At 64.0% G+C, this 17806-nt stretch carries 13 protein-coding genes; 10 read left to right on the top strand and 3 right to left on the bottom strand.

Annotation, left to right across the window (positions count from 1 at the left end; translation table 11 throughout):
• Positions 1 to 97: 97 nt before the first annotated feature.
• The 3 genes from QM612_RS11440 (at position 98) to QM612_RS11430 (ending at position 4148) form a co-directional block, all read left to right on the top strand.
• Complete coding sequence (locus QM612_RS11440; RefSeq protein WP_415254009.1) at positions 98 to 673, top strand: hypothetical protein; 576 nt, start codon at positions 98 to 100, stop codon at positions 671 to 673.
• 67 nt (positions 674 to 740) lie between these two features.
• Entirely contained in the window at positions 741 to 2423 is a 1683-nt protein-coding gene (locus tag QM612_RS11435) for a PQQ-binding-like beta-propeller repeat protein (protein WP_415254008.1), read from the top strand.
• 60 nt (positions 2424 to 2483) lie between these two features.
• Entirely contained in the window at positions 2484 to 4148 is a 1665-nt protein-coding gene (locus QM612_RS11430; RefSeq protein ID WP_415254007.1) for a hypothetical protein, read from the top strand.
• Between the two features lie 397 nt (positions 4149 to 4545).
• Here the strand turns inward: QM612_RS11430 and QM612_RS11425 are convergent, their stop codons facing one another.
• Together QM612_RS11425 and QM612_RS11420 are read right to left on the bottom strand one after the other, a co-directional pair.
• Positions 4546 to 7413: a protein kinase domain-containing protein gene (locus QM612_RS11425; protein ID WP_415254006.1), complete on the bottom strand. Its 2868-nt coding sequence runs from the start codon at positions 7411 to 7413 to the stop codon at positions 4546 to 4548.
• The gene (locus QM612_RS11420) at positions 7410 to 7973 is read right to left on the bottom strand and encodes an ECF-type sigma factor (RefSeq protein ID WP_415254005.1); all 564 of its coding nucleotides are present in this window, start codon (positions 7971 to 7973) and stop codon (positions 7410 to 7412) included. The genes QM612_RS11425 and QM612_RS11420 overlap by 4 nt, the downstream gene beginning before the upstream one ends.
• 94 nt (positions 7974 to 8067) lie before the next feature.
• On the opposite strand from QM612_RS11420, the gene QM612_RS11415 reads away from it, so the two are divergent.
• From QM612_RS11415 to QM612_RS11390, 6 genes are all read left to right on the top strand, one after another.
• Positions 8068 to 10308, top strand: a complete 2241-nt coding sequence (locus QM612_RS11415) for a hypothetical protein (RefSeq protein WP_415254004.1) — start codon at positions 8068 to 8070, stop codon at positions 10306 to 10308.
• A 714-nt stretch (positions 10309 to 11022) separates the two neighbouring features.
• Complete coding sequence (locus tag QM612_RS11410; RefSeq protein ID WP_415254003.1) at positions 11023 to 13173, top strand: adenosylcobalamin-dependent ribonucleoside-diphosphate reductase; 2151 nt, start codon at positions 11023 to 11025, stop codon at positions 13171 to 13173.
• A gap of 114 nt (positions 13174 to 13287) precedes the next feature.
• The gene (locus QM612_RS11405) at positions 13288 to 13770 is read left to right on the top strand and encodes a hypothetical protein (protein ID WP_415254002.1); all 483 of its coding nucleotides are present in this window, start codon (positions 13288 to 13290) and stop codon (positions 13768 to 13770) included.
• Positions 13771 to 13849: 79 nt separating this feature from the next.
• Positions 13850 to 14626: an NrdJb gene (locus tag QM612_RS11400; RefSeq protein ID WP_415254001.1), complete on the top strand. Its 777-nt coding sequence runs from the start codon at positions 13850 to 13852 to the stop codon at positions 14624 to 14626.
• A gap of 64 nt (positions 14627 to 14690) precedes the next feature.
• The gene (locus tag QM612_RS11395; protein ID WP_415254000.1) at positions 14691 to 15740 is read left to right on the top strand and encodes a DNA cytosine methyltransferase; all 1050 of its coding nucleotides are present in this window, start codon (positions 14691 to 14693) and stop codon (positions 15738 to 15740) included.
• Positions 15688 to 16713, top strand: a complete 1026-nt coding sequence (locus QM612_RS11390) for an HNH endonuclease (protein ID WP_415253999.1) — start codon at positions 15688 to 15690, stop codon at positions 16711 to 16713. The genes QM612_RS11395 and QM612_RS11390 overlap by 53 nt, the downstream gene beginning before the upstream one ends.
• 62 nt (positions 16714 to 16775) lie before the next feature.
• Here QM612_RS11390 and QM612_RS11385 read toward each other — a convergent pair whose 3' ends face one another.
• Positions 16776 to 17174: a response regulator gene (locus QM612_RS11385; RefSeq protein WP_415253998.1), complete on the bottom strand. Its 399-nt coding sequence runs from the start codon at positions 17172 to 17174 to the stop codon at positions 16776 to 16778.
• 195 nt (positions 17175 to 17369) lie between these two features.
• Between QM612_RS11385 and QM612_RS11380 the strand changes: the two genes are divergently transcribed.
• Positions 17370 to 17708 carry a zinc ribbon domain-containing protein YjdM gene (locus tag QM612_RS11380; protein ID WP_415253997.1) on the top strand — a complete coding sequence of 113 codons (339 nt, stop codon included), beginning with the start codon at positions 17370 to 17372 and terminating at the stop codon, positions 17706 to 17708.
• Positions 17709 to 17806: the final 98 nt, after the last annotated feature.

Genomic DNA, 17806 nt, shown 5'->3' with positions numbered 1-17806 from the left:
CAGACAAAACTTTCGCGAGGCATGTCCGGTTTCGGATCGATCTTGCGCATCTCCTGAAGACACGCGGCACCACGCGCCGCGATTGGGAGAAGCGAACGTGAAGACGATACGAACGATGATGGCCGCACTGGCCCTGGTCGCCAGTGCGCAGGCATGGGCGGCAAACCCGCCGGAACTGGGTGCCGAACAGATCCAGACCGAGGTCAACGACAACACCCACGTCGGTGCCAACGGCTACCTGCGCATCGCACAGGTGTTCGAACTGCACGACACCGGCTACCTGAGCCACCTGATGCTGCCGCTGTCCTGTCCTGCAAATGCAATCGTGGAAGTGGTCATCGAGGAAGCGCCCGGCGGCATCCCCAGCGGCAACGTGCTGGCGCAGCAGAGGGTGCCGGGCTATGTGCTGGACGCCGTGCAATCGGGCAACTACGGCGCGGCGATGCGGATGATCGAGTTCGCGCGCCCTGCTGCACTCAAGCCCGGGCGCTATGCCTTCATCATCACGGTCAGGGGCAAGGACACCTGCGGCCTGTGGCGCGCACCGGCGGGCCTGACCTATCCCTACTATTCCTATGTCATGAACTCCACGGCGGCGGGTTGGCAACTGCATGCCGATCCGAACGGCACGCCACGCATGCTGGCGTTCCAGGTGTTCCAGCGCCCGTTGTGAGCGACATCGGCGGCGTCGCGTGATTGCCGCCGCCGTTTCCGACTGCCCCGATCCAGGAGACCGCGCCATGCGCCACCCGTTTTCCCATTCCCCGTTGCTTGCCGCGCTGCTGGCGGTTGGCATCCTGTCGCCGTTCGGTGCCGTGCAGGCGCAGGATCTGGGCGGCATGTTCAAACGCGTGGCCAGGCAGGCCAAACAGGAAGTCCAGCGCAAGGTCGAGGACAAGGTGGTGGACACCGCGACCAAGCCGGTGGATGAGGCGCTGAACGACCGGAAGCCCGGCAACCGCAATACGCCCGTCGCCGTGCCGGTGCAGAAGGGCAATGCCGTCGTCGCGATCCGGGCCGCCGCGATCCCTGACGATTCCCCCGCCGCGCGCGAACAGGCCATCGCCCGCCTGCGCACCGCGCCGCCGCGCCACGTCTGCGACGACGACGCGAAGATGGGCCGCGTCTTTGGCACCTCGTGCGCCAGCCGCGAGTTCCCCGCTCCGCCCATCCTTGCCGCGCCGCAGAAGGTATGGGAAATCCAGCCGGGCTGGTGGGGCGTGTGGTCGCCGTTCCTGGTCGGCAATCTGGTACTGACCGGAAGTTGCAACAACGACGGCAACGAAGGCATCTCCGCGCTGGACGCCGGCACCGGCAAGACTGTCTGGCGCATCGCAAGCATCTGTCGCGAAGGCCACCGGCGTGGCTCCACTGGCGCGGTGGGTTTCCACGAACTGCCATCCGGCGAAGTGCTGCTGGTCTATCCGCGCAACGACGGCGGCCCCACCGATCACTACGTCATCGACGTCAAGGCCGGTCGCATCGTGCGCACGCTCACCCCCGCCAAGCGCGGGCCGATGCGCGGCGTCGGCGACGTGTTCACCGTCGTCACCCAGTCCACCCCGGATGCCACCAGCACCATGACCGCGCTGGGCCCGTCGCTGGACAAGATCCTGTGGCGCAACGACGGCTTCATGCTGGCGATGACCAACGACCTCGATCCGCACTACAAGCCCACCTTCAGCGCACCCGCCGCCGCAGGCGGCATCCTGTTCGTCACCGCGCGCGGCAAGCGCCAGCCCGAACCGGCCACGCGGCAACTGCATGCCATCGACATGCGCACCGGTGCCACCCTGTGGCGGCACGACGCCCAGCCGGTGACCGAGCGCAACCCCAAGCTGGCCTACCGCTCCGACGACGGCCTGCCGATGGTCGCCGGCGGCAAGGCGATCATCCGCGTACAGGGGCTGCTGGGCGAGGTCGGCATCGGTCGCGACCCCAACGGCGAAGGGCTGCGCGCGTTCGATCCGCGCAGCGGCGCGGTGCAGTGGACCACGCAGGCCGTACCCGGCCAGGCCATCGCCAACTACATCGCCGCCGGCGACATGCTGGTGGTGGATGTCGAAAGTGCGGGCAATCGCGAACTGTGGGGCTACCGCCTGGGCGACGGCAGGCTGGCGTGGCGACGTCCGGTCACGCAGGGCACCCGCCTGCTGGCGTCATCCGGCGGCGCGTTCTATGTGTCCGAGCGCGTGCCCGCCAGCGACGGGAAATCCGTCAAGGACTTCCGCCTGCAGGGACTCGACGGCGCAACCGGCACCCTGCTGTGGAGCACGATCCTGCCCGGCCACAACCTGGACATCGACGAGCGCTGGAGCATCCAGGACGTGAGCGGCGGCAACTCGCAGGGCCCGAGCTGGCGCATCGGCCGCGACGGCGCGATCTACGGCGTGACCCTGAAAGGCGCCTACAAGCTGCAATAGGTGGCTGCGGGCGAACGACGCAAGCAACGAACTTCCATTCCGCTGCGGCACGGAACTCCCATGAACAAGAAAACGTCCTTCGCCTTTCTGCCGCTTGCCGCATTGGTGGTGCTGGCGGCGTGCTCGAAATCCGGCGATGCGCCTGCGACTTCGGAGAATCCGGACATTCGCGCATCCGTGCAGGCCGACGTACGACGCATCCGGGAAGAAGGGCCCGAATACGTGGGTCGGCAGCTACGACCGCTCGACTACTGGCTGCACTACAAGATGATGCAGGCCACCGGCATCGAAGCCGAGCTGGGGGGCGAGGAACGAACCATCGCCGCGTTGAAGGCGATGGGTGCCGCCTACGAACACCAGATGCGTGTTTTCGAGGCCGAAATCCCCAGGCTGGTTCCTGTCGCGTTCACCGGCGAGGGCATGGACGCCGGGTTTCTCGGCATGGGATTCGGCACCGCTGTCGGCGCGATGACTGGCGCACTGTTCACCGGTCCCGCCAACAGCCTGTCCGACGAAGACCTTGCGCAATTTGCAGCGGCCGGGCCGGTCAAGTACGCGCACAAGGATGGCAGCGCCGCATTCCAGACCGGCGCGGACGGCAGTCTCGACCAGTTGCTGGAATTCGCAGTCAACGAAAGTGGCGTCTCCGGCAAAACCAAGGTCAAGATAAAGATAGAGGCATGTCCGGACGCCGACGGCAAGCTGACGATCACGATGGATACCGATTCGTCGATGCACGTGAGCGGCAAGGCCGGCACCGGCGGCTATGTGCGCTCACAGCTGCGATACGAGCGCTATCTGGACGACGATGCGCACCTCATCGACGACGACACCGGAAGCGCCAGCGAAATGCACATCGGAATAGGCGGCTTCGAAAACTACGAAGGCCAGCACATGGACGTGACCCTCGGCGTGGAACGCGGCCGCAAGGGTTTCGCCACCCGGCACGGCGACAGCGGCTTCAACATTCTGTTCCGACCGGAGGAATACACGCATGCAAACACGCTGATCGCGCAGGCATTCCGGTTCCAGCAGGCGATGGCTGAATTCATGCTCCGTGGTGCGGGAACGAAGGGCGGCCCTTGGGAAAGCGGCCGCTGCGTCAACCTCAAGCCCACCACTACACCCGCCAAGCGCAAGGGCGCCAAGCCCTCCACGCAGTTCGAGATCGTCGCCGAGCCGCGCGCGGCATCCGACGGCGCGCCGACCGGCGGCACGGTCAAGGCGACGCTGTCCGGCGGTAACCGCCTGTCACAGGACGGCGTCAAGGTGCCCGCCGATGCGCGCTACACCTATACCGCACCGGAGAAGAGGGACGAATCGGCCAGCATCGCCTTCGAGGCGCGCAGCAAGCGCGGCGTCGGCAAGGCCACGCTGGAGTTCGACACCAAGAGGAAGCAGGGCTACCACTTCAGCTGCGGCGGCCACGACCCGATCGAGCAGGACGTGTGCGGCATCGACCGGCCCTTCGTGCTCAACGGCAAGCTGTTCGGCCATGAACTCAGCGGTGGGCAGTCAGGCACCACGAAGATCGTGCGCCATCCGCAGGTGCCAGGAGTGAAATGGAACGGCTCGGGCACCTACGTCATGTCCTTCCCCGACGGCGAAGACCAGCCCGGCACCATGACGGTCAATGCCGGCGGCACCACCGCCACCGTCCAGGCCTCCGCCCATACAACGGGAGGCGAGCAGTGCGTGCTGACGCCGCTCGAGGATTGCGAGTGAAACAAGATGGGATTCGTCCCGCCGATGCATCGCGTGGTCTTGTCGTTTCGTCATGCTGATGCCGCTTGTGATGTGCTAATCCCGTTCATGGTTCGAAGGGCTCACCACGAATCGGATTGAAGCCTCACCACGAACGGAATTGGTTACGGCCTTCTCGGCCAGCCCGGCGAAAACTTCCAAACCGTCATTCCGGCGAAAGCCGGAATCCAGCTCTTGAGAAGGAAGCAATAAGGAAGCTCTGAACAACTCCCGAAACGTCATCCCGGCGAAAGCCGGGATCCAGCTTTTTCAGTGACTTACCAAACAGCTGGATTCCGGCTTTCGCCGGAATGACGGCTTGTTCAGACCTTCCATAAAGCTGGATTCCGGCTTTCGCCGGAATGACGGTGGTGGCGTTCTAGATTCCCAGCTTGCGCGCCAGTTCCTCGGCCGCGGCGCGATCAGCTTGCCGGGGCAGCGCGCCTGCGCGCAGTACCGGGAGTGCCTGTGCAAGCAGGCGGCTCGCCTGTACACGGTCACTGCGCGCCAGCAGTAGCGCCGCCAGTTCGGCGCGGGTCGCAGCAAGACTGAATGCATCGGGTTTGGCTTCCAGTCGCTGCAGCGCTTCGCGCAGATCCCGTTCCGCTGCCGCCAGGTCTCCGCGCTTGTCGGCAAATGCGGCACGCTGCCGCAGCAGTGTTGCGAAGACGGGATGGTCGGCAGGCACCAGCGCCGCCCATTTTTGTCGGGCTTCCTCGATCAGCGGCAGGCCTGCGTCGGCATCGCCGATGCTGCGTGCCATCGAGGCTGCCAGCAGTGTGGCAAAGGCATATTCCTGCAGGTTGCCGGCATCTTCCCTGGACAGTTCCGCGCGCAGGGCCAGCAGCTGCTGCAAGGCCTTCTCCGGTTCGCCTGCTAGGCCGATGGCCCGCGCCTGTCGCACCTGGACTTGTCGCCGCAACGCTGCCCCGCTTCCGGTCGCGCCTTTCAGTGCATCGACCGCCTGCTGGTACAACGCCAGTGCCTTGGGGTAGTCGCCTTCGCGCTCGTGTGCATCGGCCAGATTGTTGCGCCGACGCGCGACATCCATCGGCCCGTTGAACACGTCGCCCTGCAGGGCGTCGCTGCGCAGCAGTGCCGCGGTTGATTCGCGATAGCGCCCTTGGTCGCCCAGCACCAGTCCCAGGCTGTTGTAGAGCTTGCCCAGTGCGGGGCTGTCCTCGCCATCGATGTTCACCGTCAGCGCGATCGCTTCGCGGATTGCCTTCTCCGCGCCGGTGGCATCGCCGGTGACCGCCAGCGCATCGGACAAGGCGCGCAGCAGGCCGGTACGTTCGGGTGCCTTTGGTGATACGCCGTGGCGATCAAGGAAGGCCAGGCCTTCGCGTGCCACCGGAAGTGCCCGCGCACCGTCCCCGCCCAGGGTGAGCATGATGCTGAGGCTGCTATAGGTTCGCGCCACATCGCCGATCGGTGGATCCGGAAGGTTCTGTGCAAGCGCAATGCCGCGCCGCCATTCGCGCTCCGCACCCTTCGGATCGTCGTTGCGGAAGTAGGCATAGCCCAGTTCGGCGGCTGTCATCACCTGTTGCACGGGATCGTCGGCGGCGTGGCGTACACGCAGATCGGCGGCGCGCTTGGCTGCCTCCAGGCTCTCGGCCGCGCGCTCCATGCCACCGAGCACGGAGGAGTAATTGGCGAAATCATCGGCAAGCGCCAGCGCCTCATACCGGCTGTCGGGTTCGGCCACGTCGGCCAGGCCCAGCTTGTAGAGATCCAGTGCGGTGCGGTAGTCGCCGCGCATGCCATACAGGGTGGCCAGCATCCGCTGGACAAGCTGGCGCACCTTGGCCTCGTCCTTGCGCGCATCGAGCTGGCGGCGCGCACGGTCCAGCAATTGGCGCACGCTGACCTTGCTGTCGAGGGTTTCGCCGGGGTCCATGCCGGCAAGCGTTTCGGTCAGGAAGGACAGTGCAGCGCGCGCGTTGCTGCTTTCCTGTTCGGCAATCCGCGCCTGCGCCCGCGCCTCATGCGCCTGCCACAGCGCAACGCCAGTGCCGGCCAGCAGCGCCAGAGATACCGCCACGATGGACGCGGCCAGCATGCGGTTGCGTTTCAGCCACAGCGTCGCGCGTGCGCCGCGCGACAGCGGCACGGCGGCGATGGGGCGGTCGTCCAGCCATGCGCGCAGGTCGTTGGCCAGCGCGTCGGCGGAGGCGTAGCGCTGGTCGGGGTCGCGGCGCAGGCAGGCTTGCACGATGTCGGCCAGGCTGCCGTGCAGTGCTTTTGCCAACGCTGCCGGACTCAGGCCACCGCGCTTCGCGGCTTCTTCCACCGGCGCATTCGCGGCAGCGCGGGTCAGTGGTTCCGGCTCGCGTTCCAGTTGTTGCAACTGGCTGGCGACCGGCGTGTCGCGGGTCAGCCCGAACGGATGCGCGCCGGACAGCAGCCGATGCAGCACCACGCCCAGTTGCCAGATGTCGGTGGCGGTGGTGATCGGCGCGTCGTGCAATTGCTCGGGCGATGCGTATTCAAACGTCAGCGCTCGGTCATGCGTTGCGGTGACCTCCGCGCCTTCCAGTTGCTTGGCGATGCCGAAGTCCAGCAGCTTCACCCGGCCTTCGGCATCCACCAGCAGATTCGATGGTTTCAGGTCGCGATGGATCACCAGGTTGCGATGTGCATAACGCACCGCATCCAGCACCTGCAGGAACAGCACGATGCGCTCGCGCAGGCCCAGCGCGCGCGTGTCGCACCAGCGGTCGATGGGCTCACCGTCCACGCGCTCCATCACGAACCACGGTTCGCCCTGCGTGCTGATGCCGCCGTCCATCAGGCTGGCGATGTTGGGGTGTTGCAGGCGTGCAAGGATCTGCCGCTCGCGCAGGAAGCGTTCGCGCGCGGCGGGTGAATCGGCTGTTGCGCGGATCAGTTTCAGCGCGGCCTGCTGCGCGTATGCGCCGTCGCTGCGTTCCACCGCATACACCGCGCCCATGCCGCCGCGCCCGATCACGTCCGTCACCCGCCATGCGCCCAGCGTCGCGCCCTGCAGGCGGTCGCCGGGTTCGGCATCGTCGGCCAATGCCTGGCCCCAGTTCGCGGCATCGGCGAACGGTTCCTCCGTGCCGGCATCGGCATCCAGCAATGTGCGCACCCGTGCCAGCAATGCCGCATCGCCATCGCACAAGGCTTGCAGGCGGGCCTCGCGCGCCGCGCCGGACAGGTCGGCCACCTCGTCGAAGATCGACAGTGCGCGTTTGCGGCGGTGGTCGGTGGTGTTGCTCATGTGCCCATCTCCGCCAGCAGGAAGGCGCGCGCCTTGCGCCAGTCGCGGCGCACGGTGCGGTCGGTGATGCCCAGCATTTCGGCGATTTCGGTTTCCTCGTAGCCGCCGAAGTAGCGCAGCTCCACGATCTGCGCGGCGCGTTCGTCGGCGCGGTGCAGGCTTTGCAGCAATTCGTCCAGCGCCAGCACGTCCACGGCGGCGCGGTTGCCTGCATCCATGTCGATGGCGGACAGGGTGAGTGCGTCCTGCCCGTTGCCGCGCTTGTCGGACTTGCGCATGCGGGCATCGTCCACCAGCACCTGCCGCATCGCCCGCGCGGACAGCGCCAGCAGGTGGTTGCGGTCGTTTGCCGCCAATTGCGCGCCGCCCAGTTTCAGGTAGGCCTCGTTGACCAGTGCGGTGGTCTGGAAGTCGTCACGCATGCGCCGCAACTGCAACCGCGCGGTGCGCTTGAGTTCCTCATAGACGGCGGCATAGGCCGCGCTCATCGCCTGCGCATCACCGGCGCGCGCGCGCGCCAGCAACTGGGTGACGGGGGCCTCTGGGGCTGGGGTTTCCATCGCGCCTCCCCGGCGTGTCCGGTTTCGTCGCGGAGTTTCGCATAGCTGATTCACAACCGGCATTCCGCCGGCATCCACCGTGAGGAAGCAGCACATGAACGCGAACACCCGCCGCCGCCAGCCGGCCCTGTCCCTCCTGACTCTGGCCCTGCTGGGCGCGCTTGCGGTGCCGGCGTGGGCGGATGATGTATGCCGCAACCCGGATGGCACTGCTGTCACGCCCGCGCCCTCCACCGACATGGGCAGCGAGCACGGCAACAACAACACGACCTGCGTCGATGCCGAGAGCAGTGCCTACGGTTACGTCAACAATGCCAGCGGCATGTCGAGCAGCGCCTTTGGCCACGAGAACAACGCCTGGGGAGGCTGGAGCAGCGCGTTCGGCTCCCGGAACACGGCCATCGGCGAGTACAGCAGCGCCTTCGGCAACCAGAATACTGCCAGTGGGCCGGCTAGCAACGCCTACGGCAACTTCAACACGGCGAGCGGGAACTACAGCAACGCCTACGGCAACGACAATTTCGCCACGGCCATCAAGAGCAGTGCCTTCGGTACGGGCAATACCGCCGGTGGCGTGGACAGCAGTGCCTTCGGCAGCAGCAATGTCACGAGCACCGGTATGGAGAACAGCGCCTTTGGTTACCACAACATCGCTGCGGCTTCGCAGGGCAGCAGCGCGGTCGGGCGCTACAACCAGGCCACCCTCAACTTCGCCAGCGCCTTTGGCACCGGCAACTTCGCCACCGGGCAAACCAGCAGCGCCTTCGGCGCGGGCAATAGCGCCAGTGGCTACTACAGCACCGCGTTCGGCTTCTACAGCACGGCCAGTGGCCTTGGCGCGCTGGCGTTCGGCGGGTTCATCGATCTCAATGGCAATGGTCTGGTGGATACCGATGAAACCGCGCGTGCCATCGGTGACCGCTCGGTGGCATTGGGCTCGGCCGTGTCCGCGCTTGGCGACGAGAGCACGGCGGTTGGCGTGCGCAATATCGCGGAAGGCGCAAGCGGCGTGGCCATCGGCAACGGCAACGATGCCGGCTGGGGCGGCGGCAGCATCGCCATCGGCTTAGACAACAAGAGCGAGCTGTCGAACACGGTCACCATGGGCAGCGGCAATCATGCGATTGCCGGCGGCGTTGCCGTTGGTGCCGGCAACTTTGCCGATGAAGGTGCATTGGCATTGGGCAACGGCAACCGTGCGCAGCCGTCATCCATCGCCATTGGCAGTGGCAACGAAGCCAGCAACACCGGCATCGCGGTTGGCAGTGGCAACAATGCCAGCGCTGCCAATGCCAGTGCGTTTGGTGTCGAAAGCCGCGCCGAAGCTGCGCAGAGCAGTGCCTTTGGCTATCAGTCGCAGGCACTGAACATTGGCAGCACCGCGATTGGCTACATGGCGATTGCCGACCGTGACTACGCGGTGAGCGTGGGCAGCCTGGGCAACGAACGCCAGATCATCCATCTTGCCGATGGCACCGACGATTACGACGCAGTGAACCTGCGCCAGTTGAATGCCGCGATTGCCGGCGTGAGCGTGGGCGGCACCAACCTGCTGCCGGTAGCGAACGCCTTTGGTGGTGGCGCAAACTGGGTGGGCGGCACATGGACGGCACCGACCTTCACCATTCAGGGCACGAATTACAACAACGTGGCGGATGCCTTCGCCGCCGTGGACGCGCAGCTCACTGCACTTGCGGAAAGCGGTGGCACGCCCGGCCCGCAAGGCCCGGCTGGCCCGGCTGGCCCGCAGGGTGAACAAGGCCCGGCAGGTCCGGCTGGCCCGCAAGGCCCGCAGGGTGAACCGGGGACGGGTGGCGGCGCGATGGACACGGCCTATGTGGATGCGGGCGATGCCGCGACATTGGCATCGGCCAATACATACGCCGATGCGGGTGATGCCGCCACGCTGGTTTCGGCCAACACGTATGCAGACGCAGGTGACACCGCCACGCTGACCGCATCGAACAACTACGCCAATACCAAGGCCACGCAGACGCTGGCTTCGGCCAATGCCTACACCGACCAGAAGTTCGCGGCATGGAATGACCAGTTCACCCAATACCAGCAGTCCGTTGACAAGCGCTTTGCGCAGACGGACAAGCGCATCGACACCATCGGTGCGATGGGCAGCGCGATGACCCACATGGCGGTCAACGCCGCTAACGGCAGCGGCGCGAAGGGGCGTCTTGCGGTTGGTGTTGGCGTGCAAGGCGGCGAAGGCGCGGTGTCCATCGGCTACGGCAAGCGCGTGGGGGATCGCGGCTCGTTCTCCATCGGCGCGAGCTTCGGCAGCGGCGAATCGTCTGCGGGTGCGGGTTTCGGGTTTGACCTGTGATGCATCACGCGCTCATCGTGGTGGGGTAAACCCATCCCCTTTCCCTCTCCCGCTTGCGGGAGAGGGTGGCGAAGCCGGGTGAGGGTGTTCTTGCGGTGACGCTTGCCCCTCATCCGCCTTCGGCACCTTCTCCCCGCGCAGCGGGGAGAAGGAAGAAAGAGCATGTCCTCCCCGCAACGCGGGGAGAAGGAACAGCAAACGCGACCGTCGGGAGGAGCGCTACACCGCATTTCGAGCGGCAGAGCGGACGCCCGGCGGTCGCTTTGGTTGCGGCTGGGCGCATTCCGCCATGGCCTTCTCTGACTGCGGCGCAACATCCCCGCGCATTCAGATAACAGCAGCCCAGCCATTGCAATCGGGACAGCCCGCGCCGCTGCGTGTTGTCAGCGCCCGCGCCGGGAACGCAAGCGGATTTTGCCGATTTCCGGCGTTGACTTGGCCCCGTTCGCTGGGTAACTTCGATCCCGGCCATGCCACTACATCTAGTGGTTTCCCTGTTCATCCAGACCCAATCCTTGGGCTTTGGAGACAGGGCTGGTTTGGTTGCGAATCCGTTGGGGGAGCGGCGCGTGACGAAGCAGGACAGGGCGGAAACGCCATAAAAACAGGTGATGGGCAGGCGATGCGCAACGCGCAGCCTGCCTGTCGTCGTCGGCAAAGGACAAGGACATGCGGCCACGGCCGCGAGTGAAACAAGCAGGAGAGTCGTCAGACATGAGCACGGCGAGGCTGGAAGCGGTGGCCACGGACACGAAGCAGGACATCCCGATGCAGCCGGCATCGGTGGACATCTGGGACAAGAAGTACCGCCTCAAGACCAAGCAGGGGCAGGCGCTGGATGCCGACATCGACGGCACCTATCGCCGCGTTGCCAAGGCGCTGGCCGAAGCCGAACCCACCGCCGAGTTGCAGCAATACTGGATGGAGCGCTTCACCTGGGCGCTGCGTCGCGGTGCCATTCCGGCGGGCCGCATCACCAGCAATGCCGGCGCGCAGGAACACAAGCCCGCCACCAGCACCATCAACTGCACAGTCAGCGGCACCATTACCGACTCGATGGACGGCATCCTCGACAAGGTCCACGAGGCCGGCCTGACGTTGAAGGCCGGCTGCGGCATCGGCTACGAGTTCAGCACGCTGCGCCCGAAGGGTGCCTTCGTTGCCGGTGCCGGTGCGTACACCAGCGGCCCGATGTCCTTCATGGATATCTACGACAAGATGTGTTTCACCGTGTCCAGCGCCGGTGGTCGCCGTGGCGCGCAGATGGGCACCTTCGACGTGTCGCATCCGGACGTGAAGGATTTCATCCGCGCCAAGCGCGAGGATGGTCGCCTGCGCCAGTTCAATCTCAGCTTGCTCATCACCGACGGCTTCATGCAGGCGGTGGAACACGATGCCGACTGGCCGCTGGTGTTCCCGATCAACGAGAAGGAAGCCGGCGAGATCGACCTTGCCAATGCAGAGCAAGTGGTCTGGCGCGACTGGCCGACGACGAAGAACTACATCACCCGTGATGACGGTCTGGTCGCCTGCAAGATCTACGGCCACATCCGCGCCCGCCACCTGTGGGACATGATCATGGTCTCGACGTATGACTACGCCGAGCCGGGCTTCATCCTGATTGACCGCGTCAACGAGATGAACAACAACTGGTGGTGCGAAAGCATCCGCGCCACCAACCCCTGCGGCGAGCAGCCGCTGCCGCCCTACGGTGCCTGCCTGCTGGGTTCGGTCAACCTGACCAAGTTCGTGAAGCATCCCTTCACCGACCAGGCGCAGTTCGACTGGGAGGAATACAAGGAAGTCGTCCGCGTGTTCACCCGCATGCTGGACAACGTGGTCGAGGTCAACGGCCTGCCGCTGCAGCAGCAGCGCGACGAGATCATGCGCAAGCGCCGCCACGGCATGGGTTTCCTTGGCCTTGGCAGCACCATGACCATGCTGCGGATGAAGTACGGCAGCAAGGAAAGCTGCGAGTTCACCGAGCGCATCGCCCGCGACATGGCGGTGGCTGGCTGGGAAACCGGCCTTGCCCTTGCGAAGGAGAAAGGCCCGGCCCCGATCATGGACGAGGTCTTCACCATCACCGCCGAGATGCTGCGCAAGCGTCCGGAAATGGCGAAGGACGGCTGGAAGGCTGGTCAGGAGATCCAGGGCAAGGTGCTGCACGCGAAGTATTCGCGCTACATGCAGAAGGTGGCTGAAGTTGCCCCGGAACTGGTCGAGGAACTGGCCGAAACCGGCGCGCGTTTCACCCACCACAGCTCCATCGCGCCGACCGGCACGATTTCCCTGAGCCTTGCCAACAACGCCAGCAACGGCATCGAGCCCAGCTTCGCCCACCACTACAGCCGCAACGTGATCCGCGAGGGCAAGAAGTCCAAGGAAAAGGTGGACGTCTATTCCTTCGAGCTGCTGGCCTACCGCGAGCTGGTCAACCCCAGGGCCATGCCCTACGCCGAGGACGCCGCCGCCAAGCTGCCCGACTACTTCATCGCCGCCGACGACATCAGCCCGAAGGAACACGTTGACGTGCAGGCCGCGGCGCAGAAGTGGGTGGATTCCTCGATTTCCAAGACGGCGAATGTCCCCACGGACTACCCGTACGAGGACTTCAAGGACATCTACCGCTACGCCCACCAGCAGGGCCTGAAGGGCTGCACCACCTTCCGCTTCAACCCCGCCGCCTTCCAGGGCGTGCTGGTCAAGGAAGCCGACCTCGAAAACACTACCTACCGCTTCGAACTGGAAGACGGCCAGGTGGTGGAGGTCAAGGGCAACGAGCAGATCGAATACGACGGCGAACTGCACACCGCCGCCAACCTGTTCGACGCCCTCAAGGAGGGGTACTACGGCAAGTTCTGACGGGTGTGCCGGGCAGCTTGCACGCTGGCTCGCAAACCCCCTGCACACGCGGCTTTTGCAGGTATAGGATCGCGCTGTTGTAACCCACCAACCAACGCCCCACGAGGAGGGCACATGAGCAATGGAGATGGAGTGGCGGCAAAGCTGTCCGATGCCGTTGAAGCTGCGAAAGAGAAGGTTGCCGAAGTCGGCGAAGCCGTTGCCAACACCGCCAGCACCACGGTGAAGAAGGCGAAGAAGGCTGCGAAGAAGGCGACCAAGACGGTGAAGGACGACGTTGCCAAGGCCAAGAAGGCGGTCGGCAAGACCGTGGCGAAGGCAAAGAAGAAACTCGCCAGCGCCAGTGCCGCAGCCAAGAAGGAAGTCGCCAGCCTGAAGCAGAAGGCCACCGGCAAGAAGCCCGCCGCGAAGAAGGCGGCGAAGAAGGCCACGGCCAAAAAGGCAGCTGCGAAGAAAGCACCCGCCAAGAAGGCACCGGCCAAAAAGGCAGTCAAGAAGGCACCTGCGAAGAAAGCCGCAGCCAAGAAGGCAGTGAAGAAGGCACCGGCAAAGAAGGTCGCCAGGAAGACTGCAAAGAAAGCCGCGAAGAAGAAGTAAGGCAGCACACGGTTCCCCTCCCGCGCGGGAGGGGAACCGCATCGACACCCAATCAGCACACGCAACACGCAGGATCACCATGGCCGTCAGGATCGAGAAGAAAATCAAGGGCTACGCCGTCCTCACCCCCGAGGACAAGGCGAAGGAAGTCGCACGCGCCACCGAACAAGCGCCCGCGCCCGAAGACAACGTGATCCAGATGCACGAGCGCATCGAGCGCCCGGAAGTCCTGATCGGCAGCACCTACAAGATCAAGTCGCCGCTGGTGGAACACGCCATGTACGTGACCATCAACGACATCGTGCTCAACGCTGGCACCGAGCACGAACACCGCCGCCCGTTCGAGGTCTTCATCAACTGCAAGTCGATGGAGCACTTCCAGTGGATCGTGGCGCTGACCCGCATCATGTCCGCCGTGTTCCGCAAGGGCGGCGACGTGACCTTCCTGGTCGAAGAAATGAAGGCCGTGTTCGACCCGCGCGGCGGCTACTTCAAGGCCGGCGGCGTGTACATGCCCTCGCTGGTGGCGGAACTGGGCAGCATCGTCGAAGACCACCTGAAGTCCATCGGCCTGCTGCACGACCCGGAAATGAGCGATGCCCAGCGTGCGCTGATCGCCGAGAAGCGTCGCGCCTTCGAACAACGCTCAAAAAAAAACAGTGAAATAAATACCGCCGGTGAAATGGGCGGCGCGATGAGCAGCGCCGCCGACCATCCCGAAGACATCGAAGTCACCGGTGATGGCGCGTCCTTCCCGCCGTCCGCCACGATGTGCCACAAGTGCAGCACCAAGGCACTGGTGCTGATGGACGGCTGCGCGACTTGCCTCAACTGCGGCTACAGCAAGTGCGGATGAGCCAGTCTCGGTTCCTGAGACATGACGAAGTGCATGATTGTGCGGACGTCGAGAGGGTTTCCGCATGAGTCTGGATGCTGCCGCGCGAGAAAAAACGGATCATCGGGCCGATGTGCCGGATGGGATCGGCGTAGAAGATGCGTTGGCGCTGGGCAATGCTCGGCGTGGTTTGACGCACGCATCGTTTTTCTCCGGAATTGGCGGCTTTGATCTCGGGTTTCAGCAGGCCGGGATCAAGACGGTTTCGCTTTGCGAGAAAAAAGAATTTTGCAGGCGAGTGTTGGCAGAGCGCTGGCCTGGCGTTTCCTTGTTCGAGGATGTAACGAATGTCGATCCCAAAGAAATCCCCGAAGCCAAAATCTGGACCGCCGGCTTTCCTTGCCAAGATCTTTCACTTGCGCGAATGGGTCCTCGGGCAGGACTCAGAGGCTCCCAATCCGGTCTCTTCCACGATTTCGCGGCATTGGTTGATGCCCGTCGCCCGCAAGTTGTTGTCCTCGAAAACGTTCACGGCCTTCTCACTAGCCACCGAGGACGAGACTTCGCCATCGTACTCAAGACGATGGATGAGCTCGGGTATGGTTTGGCGTGGCGAGTGCTTAACAGCCAATATTTCGGAGTCCCCCAGTCACGCAAGCGAGTCTATGTTGTTGCCGTGCATCGAGACCCGGAAGGTGCCGGAAAAATACTTTTTGAGCCAGAACGCGGCGGTCGGGATATTGAGGCGCGTGGATCGGATGGGAAGAAATCTCCCAGCCTCTTTCAGAAAATCCTTGGAAATCCTCTCAAAGGGCCGTTAGTCAAGGCGCGTGCGCATTGCATCTACGCGGAGTCCGCCAGGCATACCGGTACGGATTGGAGCCGCAACTACGTCTGGTATCCAGACGGTCGTGTTCGTCGTTTCACCCCGGTTGAAGTCGAGCGGGTGCAGGGGTTCCCGGCTGGCTGGACGGATATTCCGGCAGGTGAGAAAGAAGACGCAGACAGCCTGCGATACCACGCCGTGGGCAATTCGGTGACGCCAGCGGTGGCACAGTGGTTAGGCGCGCGCATCGCGGACTATGTCCAGCAAGGGTATGCCGAGCAAGGCGCTCTGGAATATGCCCGTCGTTGATGTCAGGTGGCGACCAAGTGGTGGACGTGGGGAATACGAGCATGTCCCGGTCGATATGTTGCTTGGCAGGAGCGTATGGCTGGCGCCGCTGGTCTCCGATGCCGCGATGATTCGCACGGATGTCTGGGGCCGCATTCGGGATGGAAAACCGAGGCTGCGTCGTGAAAACCCCAATGACCGATCAACACTGAATTTGCCGCAGCTGGTGGCTGCATTGGCGTTGCTTCCGGAGCCAATACGCGAGGATCAGGGCGCAGCGGTTTTCCCTTTGCGATCAAAGGGGTATGTCATCAGTTCCATCACGTTCAATGTGGAACAAAAGGGCGCTGACCTCGCGGTATGCACGCCATTGTCGATGCGGATTCTTCACGATGCTGGTCAGATTGATTTGACGGCCAGATTGCATCGAATCGGGGATTTGCTTCGTAATCCCGAGCTTGTTCCGCATGGCGTGATGGATGCGGCGGCGGATTTCCTGGGCTTGATCGAGCAGGGTTCGATTTCATCGAGGCTGCGAACATGCGCGGACACGTTGACCGAATGGCTGGCGCAGGACGCACAGGCCGCGTCTTTTCTCGATGCTCCCGGTGAAATCATCGTCGATCGCCCGCAGGCAGCGGAAGTCATGGCGGTCGAGTTGACCGAACTGACTGCAGACGAGACCAGGCGAAAATTGAGGACGCACTACAAAATCGACAGAAGCCGAAAGATCAGGGCCGCGAAGATCGAGCAGTTCAAGCGTCGGCATGGGGCTGTGTATTGCGAGAACTGCGCCTTTGATTTCTCGAAAAAATACGGTCAACGCGGCGATGGATTCATCGAAGTGCATCATGTCATCGCATTGGCGGCTCTGCTGCCAAGTACGATGACCTGTCTGGATGACTTGCTGTTGCTGTGTTCGAACTGCCACCGCATGGTGCATCGTCGCAGGCCGGATTTGACGCCATCGGAACTGAGGCTAATAACACAATGATGCTGCGTTCAAGCGGTGCCGTGACCCGCCATGCACGTGATGATTGGCGATCGAGCTGTCGATCAATGCACCGCAGCGCGCTTCGTGCGCTGTCGCAGCAACAGCAGGTTGCGGATCTTTGCCAGCAGTTCCGCCGGGTCAACAGGCTTGCTGAGGAAGTCCTCGGCGCCGCTTTCCAGCCCGATCAGGCGCGCGCCGCGTCCTTCCTCTGCCGACACCATGATGATCGGGATGGTGGCGGTGGTCGGGTCGGATTTCAGGATGGTGGCAACCTCGAAGCCGTCCAGCTCCGGCATGTGTACGTCGAGCAGCAACAGGTCGGGTGGGTCGGCCTGCACGGCGGCAAGCGCTTCCTGTCCGTTGTCTGCGGTGCGGGTGGCGTAGCCGGCGTCGGACAACAAGTCCGACATCATGCCGGCGATGTCGCGCTGGTCATCGACGATGAGAATCTGATCGGTCATGGCCGTGTCCATCGAGTGGGGGATGCCGGCATGGTCGGCCCGGGCATGGCATGCATGGCGTGAAGATCGCCCATGGCGCAGCCACGCGGTCAGGATTTCTTCACCTTGCTGACGCTGGCTGCGGTAGGCCACAACCACGGCTACAGTACGTGACGGCGTAGAATTGCGGCTCCACACGATGATGCGATCCACGCGATGACCACACTGCCGTCCTGCCCGAAATGCAATTCCGAATACACCTACGAGGACGGCGGCAATTACGTCTGCCCCGAATGCGCGCATGAGTGGTCGATGACGCAGGAAGACGCCGCCGAGGAAACGAAAGTGGTGAAGGATGCAGTGGGCAACGTGCTGCAGGATGGCGATACCGTCACCGTCATCAAGGATCTGAAGGTGAAGGGTTCCTCGCTGGTGGTGAAGGTGGGTACCAAGGTGCGCAACATCCGTCTGGTCGATGGCGACCACGACATCGACTGCAAGATCGACGGCGTGGGCCAGATGGGCCTGAAGTCCGAGTTCGTGAAGAAGGCCTGATGCGAACGGCATCGCACTGGCCTTGCATCTGCGCCATGAAGGTGAATGCGCCGCGCGAATAACGCGGTTCGCACGCGCTGTGGTTAAGTGCGCGTGGA

This window comes from Thermomonas sp. (genome assembly GCF_047606765.1).
Classification (GTDB): Bacteria; Pseudomonadota; Gammaproteobacteria; order Xanthomonadales; family Xanthomonadaceae; genus Thermomonas.
This window is presented reverse-complemented; position numbering and strand designations above follow the sequence as displayed.

Coding starts and splice junctions, on each gene's coding strand:
- QM612_RS11435 (WP_415254008.1), top strand. CDS start 741: ATGCGCCACCCGTTTTCCCATTCCCCGTTGCTTGCCGCGCTGCTGGCG.
- QM612_RS11430 (WP_415254007.1), top strand. CDS start 2,484: ATGAACAAGAAAACGTCCTTCGCCTTTCTGCCGCTTGCCGCATTGGTG.
- QM612_RS11425 (WP_415254006.1), bottom strand. CDS start 7,413: ATGAGCAACACCACCGACCACCGCCGCAAACGCGCACTGTCGATCTTC.
- QM612_RS11420 (WP_415254005.1), bottom strand. CDS start 7,973: ATGGAAACCCCAGCCCCAGAGGCCCCCGTCACCCAGTTGCTGGCGCGC.
- QM612_RS11415 (WP_415254004.1), top strand. CDS start 8,068: ATGAACGCGAACACCCGCCGCCGCCAGCCGGCCCTGTCCCTCCTGACT.
- QM612_RS11410 (WP_415254003.1), top strand. CDS start 11,023: ATGAGCACGGCGAGGCTGGAAGCGGTGGCCACGGACACGAAGCAGGAC.
- QM612_RS11405 (WP_415254002.1), top strand. CDS start 13,288: ATGAGCAATGGAGATGGAGTGGCGGCAAAGCTGTCCGATGCCGTTGAA.
- QM612_RS11400 (WP_415254001.1), top strand. CDS start 13,850: ATGGCCGTCAGGATCGAGAAGAAAATCAAGGGCTACGCCGTCCTCACC.
- QM612_RS11395 (WP_415254000.1), top strand. CDS start 14,691: ATGAGTCTGGATGCTGCCGCGCGAGAAAAAACGGATCATCGGGCCGAT.
- QM612_RS11390 (WP_415253999.1), top strand. CDS start 15,688: ATGTCCAGCAAGGGTATGCCGAGCAAGGCGCTCTGGAATATGCCCGTC.
- QM612_RS11385 (WP_415253998.1), bottom strand. CDS start 17,174: ATGACCGATCAGATTCTCATCGTCGATGACCAGCGCGACATCGCCGGC.
- QM612_RS11380 (WP_415253997.1), top strand. CDS start 17,370: ATGACCACACTGCCGTCCTGCCCGAAATGCAATTCCGAATACACCTAC.